Source organism: Pseudochrobactrum sp. AO18b (assembly GCF_000409565.1).
GTDB lineage: Bacteria > Pseudomonadota > Alphaproteobacteria > Rhizobiales > Rhizobiaceae > Pseudochrobactrum > Pseudochrobactrum saccharolyticum.
In genome coordinates this window covers 1-5,065 of the sequence record NZ_ANNO01000504.1, presented here as the reverse complement: position 1 = coordinate 5,065, position 5,065 = coordinate 1, and the positions used below count along the sequence as shown (strand labels likewise).

The 5,065-nt window shown below is 52.2% G+C and carries 5 protein-coding genes; 3 read left to right on the top strand and 2 right to left on the bottom strand.

Annotated features, from left to right (window positions below):
- Positions 1 to 505: MFS transporter (locus tag A918_RS0118790; protein ID WP_022712544.1), on the bottom strand; the 505-nt coding region annotated here is incomplete at its 3' end.
- Positions 506 to 517: 12 nt separating this feature from the next.
- On the bottom strand, positions 518 to 1,663 hold the full coding sequence (locus A918_RS0118785) for an HlyD family secretion protein (protein WP_084664913.1): 1,146 nt from the start codon (positions 1,661 to 1,663) through the stop codon (positions 518 to 520).
- A 492-nt stretch (positions 1,664 to 2,155) separates the two neighbouring features.
- Between A918_RS0118785 and A918_RS21100 the strand changes: the two genes are divergently transcribed.
- The 3 genes from A918_RS21100 to A918_RS0118770 form a co-directional block, all read left to right on the top strand.
- Positions 2,156 to 2,821, top strand: a complete 666-nt coding sequence (locus A918_RS21100) for a TetR/AcrR family transcriptional regulator (protein WP_022712542.1) — start codon at positions 2,156 to 2,158, stop codon at positions 2,819 to 2,821.
- A gap of 187 nt (positions 2,822 to 3,008) precedes the next feature.
- Positions 3,009 to 3,725: a lysoplasmalogenase gene (locus tag A918_RS0118775; protein ID WP_022712541.1), complete on the top strand. Its 717-nt coding sequence runs from the start codon at positions 3,009 to 3,011 to the stop codon at positions 3,723 to 3,725.
- Positions 3,718 to 5,065, top strand: a 1,348-nt coding sequence (locus tag A918_RS0118770; protein ID WP_022712540.1) for a coniferyl aldehyde dehydrogenase, incomplete at its 3' end; no start/stop codon positions are given. The genes A918_RS0118775 and A918_RS0118770, both read left to right, overlap by 8 nt.

Here is a 5,065-nt window from a genome sequence, read left to right as displayed (position 1 = left end):
AACCGCCGATTGTCGGCCCCACAGTCGGCGCCAGTGTTGCCACCAGCCCGACAATCGGAGAGACGATGGAACGCTTGGACGGCGGGAAAATTGTAAAAGCCGCCGCGAACACACTCGGGATCATACCGCCGCCGATAAAACCCTGAATAGCGCGGTAAACGATCATCTGCTCAATATTGGTCGCGGTCGCACAGAGCACGCTGGCAGCGGTAAAACCCGCCGCCGAAACAGTAAACAGCACTCGGGTAGACAGCAGACGGCCAAGGAAGCCGGAAAGCGGGATCATCACCACTTCGGCAATCAGATAGGAGGTCTGCACCCATGAAATCTCATCGGAACTGGCACCCAGTCCCGCCTGAATTTCAGCCAGCGAGGCCGACACAATCTGGATATCCAGAATGGCCATAAACATACCGAAGACCATGGCCAGAAAGGCCAGAGCTTTTCTCGGATCAATCTTTTCTTCAGCGGCAGGCACTGCCTGCATGGTGGTTGATACAGCCATGGCTGAATACTTTTATTGTGCAGCCGGAGTGTTTTGCAGTGCTGTGCGGGTATCCACATCCACAACAACACTCAGACCTGCGCGTAACTTACCGGTCGCCAGAGCCGCTTCGGGGATGGCAATACGCACCGGAACACGCTGCACAACCTTGGTGAAATTGCCTGTGGCATTTTCCGGCGGCAGCAGGGAGAACACAGAGCCGGAAGCCGGTGACAGCGATGCGACTTTGCCTTCAAATGTCTCTCCGCCCAGTGCATCAACGGTGAAATGCACCGTCTCGCCGCCATGCAGATTTTTCAGCTGGGTTTCTTTAAAATTCGCGTCAATATAAAGCGCATTGACCGGCACCAGCGCGGCAATACGCTGCCCTGCACTGACCAGATCACCTTTTTTACCGGTCAGATTGCCAACAACACCATCAAAAGGCGCGCGCAATGTTGTAAATGACAAGTCGCGCTGAGCCTTGTCCCGCGCCAGTTCAAGACTGCGGGTCTGGCTCTCAGCCTCCTGATATTGTGCTTTCAAAACACCTATATTGGCCTGAGCCGCTGCAATCTGCGCCTGTGCATTGGCATCCGCCGCCTGTGCCTGTGCGAGAGCCGTGGTTGCACGATCAAGCTCCGACTGCGAGACAAAACGCGTATCATGCAGCTTGGTGATCCGCTCCATGGTTGCCTGTGCATTGGTCAGGCCGGCAGCGGAAGATTGCTGAGAGGCGCGTGCCTGTGTGAGGCTGGCTTCTGCCGCAACGGTCTGCGCCTCAATCCGTGCCAACGTTTTCTGCTGGCTGGCCAATGCCGCGATTTTCTCGTTCAACGCAATCTGGTAATCACCCTGATCGAGCTGGAAAATAGCATCACCGGCTTTAACATGGCTATTAGCACTCACCAGCACATCATCAATATAGCCGGTCACTTTCGGCGACATCGCCATGATATCCCCGTGAATATAGGCATCATCGGTCGAGACCATAAAGCGTCCTGTCGTCCACCAGTCGTAGCCGTACCATGCACCTCCGGCCAAAGCTGCAATCAGCAAAACACCCAGGATTTTACGCTTGCGTGACGGCTTGCCCGATGCAGGCTTTGGCGTTTCCGATGCTGTCGTCTGTTCGCTGAAAGGCTGGGAATGCTCGGCGCGCAGCGGATCATCCGGCATTCTGTTGTCATCATTCTGCGCCGCTCGCTTGAAATCAACCGGAGCAACACTCTGGGTGTTGTCCTGATCGGACGAGGAATGATTCGACTGAACTGGTTTCGCAACGGGCTTGAGAGCGGACATAGCGGGGGCAACTTTCTGAGTAAAACAGGCCGTACTGCCAATAAACTTTATTGAATTTAGAGCATTTCCATTTTTGACCGAGCCAGAGGAAATGCTCTATCTATTTGTTTTTACGCATTTCCTGACGCAAAACCGGTACCCACTTTTGCTGGAATGCTTATTATTCCGGTAAGAAGAATTTCAAAAAGAACCGAAACCGGACTGAAAAATATGCCTGCGTCTGTCTTCCTGACATAAGCCGGACACCTCTTCAAACCGATCGGTTCGATGTTGACATAAAGCAAGAGAGACGGCATATCAATTGAAATCGCACTGATCGGTTCGAATTGATAATTTTTATCGTCGGCACATAAGCGGAAACACACTGATATGACAGACACCAAACAGGGACAGAATGGCCGTCACGGCGCCGGACAAGATCCGGCAAAGCGTCAGAAAATTCTGGACGGTGCACAAAATGTATTTTTGCGCATGGGGTTTGATGCTGCGAGTATGAATGACATCACCCGCGAAGCCGGTGTGTCCAAAAGCACGATCTATGTTTATTTCGAGAGTAAGGACGAATTGTTTGAAACGCTTTGCGAGCAACATCGCAGCGTTTTATTTTCACAGATTGGTGCAATTAACGGCGATACTCTGTCCAGCAAAGAGAGCCTGATTGCCTATGGTGTGGCGCTTGTTACACTTGTCACCTCGGATATGGTTATCAGCGCCCAGCGCACTATTCTCGGTGTTACAGAGCGAAAACCGGAAATGGGTGTGCGTTTCTATGAACGCGGCCCGCGTCGCGGGTTGATGGTGCTGAAGGCCTATATTGAAAAGCTGGCCGAGCAAGACATTATCCGTGTGTCGGATGTGCAGCATGCCGCCTATCAGCTGGCAGAACTGTTTCTCGCAGGCATATATCGCCAGCGGCTGTTCGCCTATATGGAAGAGGCACCGACAGCAGAGCAAATCCGCTATAATGTGGAATCCGCAGTGAATATGTTCTTCGCGGCCTATGGCACACAACCGGACGCGCCCGAAGCCCGATAACACCGTCCCTCCTCTAAACATCACAATGCCATAACTGTAATTGTGATTGCAGCAATGCAGATTTGCGCTACTCTGCCAAGCTAGCAGTTTACGTTCAGGTCAACTAACTGTGCTGTAAAATATAAAGTGTTAGAGCGACCTTTGTGCGCCAAAAGGGCGCACGGCGCTCTAAAGGGGGAGACAATGCATGGCCGTCGGGGACACATCAAAGACAATCAATAATCATCATGCTGCAACAGTGATCTATGTTGTACTCGCTACAGCAGCAATTGCGGGCGCATTGCTTGGCAGCTCACTCAGCCCTGAATGGCGCTGGCTGCATTATCTGACCAAGCCGACGGCTACGGCTTTCCTGCTGTTTCTGACTTTGCAGATTAAGCATCCTGCATCCCGCCATTATCGCAATGCTATTGCGCTCGGGCTGGCCTTTGCCATTGGCGGTGATTTCTTCCTCATGCTGCCGCAAGATTATTTTATGGCGGGGCTGATCTGCTTTCTGCTCACCCATTGCGCCTATATTTATGCATTACTATCCGATCATGCTGCGTTCAAACCCGCTGTCTTTATCGGCTTTGCAGCCATTGCATTGCTGATTATTTCCGATCTGTGGAGCAGCCTGCCCGACGGTATGCATATTCCGGTCGCTATTTATGCAGTGGCACTGGCGCTGATGGCTGCACTGGCACTCAACCGCGCTATCAACATGACAATCGCCGACCGCAGCACAAAACAGGCGGCCAAGATTGCGGCTTTTGGCGGCATCTTCTTTGTTATCAGTGATAGTATTCTGGCTTACGGGCGTTTTCGTTTTGATATTCCGCTGAATCCGGTCTGGGTACTCGGCACCTATTACGCAGCGCAATGGTGCTTTGCCCGTTCTGTTTTAAGGGACACAAATGACTGAGCAACTGAGCATGAATTTTGCGATTTTGCGTAAAGCATGGCTGAAAAACCGCCCTGATGAGCGGCAGCGCCGTGAAGATTTGTTGCGGTTGCGCACAGCTTTCAAAGCCAGCCTGCCGCAGATGGCCGAAGCAATATCGCGCGATTTCGGGCATCGCTCCACCCATGAGAGCATGATGGCCGAAGCCGTGATTGTGCTCAAGGAAATCGACTTCTGTCTGCGCCATCTCAGAAAATGGATGAAGCCGCAAAGGCGCAAAGCCGGATGGCAGTTCTGGCCTGCGAGAGCAGAAATACGACATGTGCCGCTGGGCGTAGTCGGCATCATGTCACCATGGAACTATCCGGTGAACCTTTCCCTGACACCACTGGTCTCTGCACTTGCGGCGGGCAATCATATCTATCTGAAACCTTCAGAACATACCCCGCATACCAATGCCTATCTCAGCCGCCTGTTGCAGGAAATTTTGCCGTCCGATCGTGTATGTATCGCTCAGGGTGGTGCGGATATTGCCGCAGCATTTTCTGCTCTGCCCTTTGACCACTTGTTTTTCACCGGTTCCGGCGCGGTCGGTAAAAAAGTCATGGCCGCAGCTGCCCGAAATCTCACACCGGTCACTCTGGAACTTGGCGGTAAATCGCCTGCATTGATCGCCCCCGATGCCGATCTTGTTAAAAGTGTTAGCCGCATCCTGACGGGCAAACTCTTCAATGCCGGACAAACCTGTATTGCGCCGGATTATGTACTGCTGCCGGAGAATATGCTGGAAGCTTTTATCGCAGAATGCAAAAGCCAAACCGCCCGTCGCTATACGGGGCTCGACCGGCAACCGGATTACACCGCCATTATCAATGAAAGCCAGTATAAACGCCTCACCCATTTGCTGGATGATGCCAGTATCCGTGGCCATAAGACCATTCCACTCCTGACCCTGAGCGATATACAAAGAGCCGGAGAATATCATATTCTGCCGCCGATGCTGATTATCAATCCGGATGATAACTGTGCCATCATGCAGGAGGAAATTTTCGGCCCGTTACTGCCGATAAAAACCTACCGCACATATGATGAGGCCATTGGTTTTATCACCAGCCGCGACCGGCCACTGGCATTCTATTGTTTCAGCAACAGTAATGAGACCATTGAGGCTGCGCTTACACATATTGTGGCAGGCAGTGTGTGTATTAATGATACGCTCTATCAGTTTGCCTGTGCAGACCTGCCATTCGGCGGCGTGGGCATGAGCGGCATGGGGCATTATCACGGTGAGGAAGGTTTCAAAACTTTCTCCAAAGCCATGCCGGTACTGCGAAAATATAATCCCGCGGCGACTGATTATC

Coding starts and splice junctions, on each gene's coding strand:
- A918_RS0118785 (WP_084664913.1), bottom strand. CDS start 1,663: ATGCCGGATGATCCGCTGCGCGCCGAGCATTCCCAGCCTTTCAGCGAA.
- A918_RS21100 (WP_022712542.1), top strand. CDS start 2,156: ATGACAGACACCAAACAGGGACAGAATGGCCGTCACGGCGCCGGACAA.
- A918_RS0118775 (WP_022712541.1), top strand. CDS start 3,009: ATGGCCGTCGGGGACACATCAAAGACAATCAATAATCATCATGCTGCA.